The 1238-nt window shown below is 62.4% G+C and carries 1 protein-coding gene; it reads right to left on the reverse strand.

Going from position 1 to position 1238, the window contains the following annotated elements; genetic code table 11:
* Positions 1-1238: T6SS effector phospholipase Tle3 domain-containing protein (locus tag FW796_RS31830; protein ID WP_446440700.1), on the reverse strand; the 1238-nt coding region annotated here is incomplete at both ends.

Here is a 1238-nt window from a genome sequence, read left to right on the forward strand (position 1 = left end):
GCGGTCAGCATCACCGACTTCCCTTGCTCAAGGGAGGCGCGGGCCACGGACATCCGCTGCTTGTACGGCAGACCGGCGTCTTCCCAGGTGTCCTCCCCCTTGAGCAGCAATGGGTAGACATAGGGCGGCGTGTGCAAACCGATCAGTTCCTTTTCACCGCCGCGCTTGCGCAGGGTAAAGATTCGTTGGTGAAAGCTCATCGGCAAAGTCCGGCGCAGTGGCTTGCCATACAGGTGCTCGTCAACGCCCTGCCAGCCGATCCCCTGGACGTTGGCCAGGCCAACGGTCTGGTCCTGTGGGGTGAAGTACAGGTAGACGCTGCCTCGGTTGTCGCGCTCGTTGAAGGCAATGCGCTTGGCGTCAATCGTGGTTTCGCAGGCTTTGCCACCGCTCCAGCCAGGCCCGCCAATAGCGCCATAACCCTGGCAGTTCTTGAGGGCGATACTCGACAAGGCCGGGTACGGATTGGGCGCTGCGGTCATGAACTTCAGGATGGCATCAAGGGTCGCCAGGCGGGCCTCGGCCGTCTGCTGCGCGCCAAAGCCCTGAAGCTTCTCCATGTTGGGTTCGCGCAGGCTATAGGGCGAGTTGATCATCACCACGCCGTCGGCCGGCCGCACCTTGTCCTCATTGAGAAATGCATGGGCCAGTAGCGTGATGAGCGTGCCTTGGCTGTGGCCGACCACATTCACTGTGTCGTTGGGGTAGCGCTTGCGGATGATCCTGATCAGCATCGCCAGGCGCATCGCCGCCAGCACCATGTAGCGGCGACCAGGCGCGGAGAACAATGGGTGAGTCAGCTCTCCGGCAAGCAGATTCAGGGAAATGAAGCCAAACAGCTTGCCGTTGAAGCCCTTGCCCCACATGTCCGGCAGGTTGGTGGTGGCATTGACGAAATGCCCCCCCTCCAGGGTGCCGGCCTTGTCCAGGCGGTTTTTATTGCGATCCATCCACTCGCCGTGGGGCGCATCCTTGATGATGTGCTGCTCTTCCTCGCGAAAGCCCCAATAGAACGGAATGACCACGCTGCGGCTGTCGGCGCCGTTGGCCGAGGCGCCGAATTTGCGCCGGTAGTACACCGCGTCGGGGTTGCTGGCCTTACCATCATCGTCCTCGGGCAAGCTGTAGCCGGCCGGGCGCAGCAAGCCTGGATTGCTCACGCCATTGGGCAGGGTCGGCGACATGTCCAGGCGTTCGTTGAGCCCCTCGCACAGGCCGCGCTCGATGCGCTCGTAGCA

The organism is Pseudomonas sp. 910_21, from assembly GCF_052850735.1.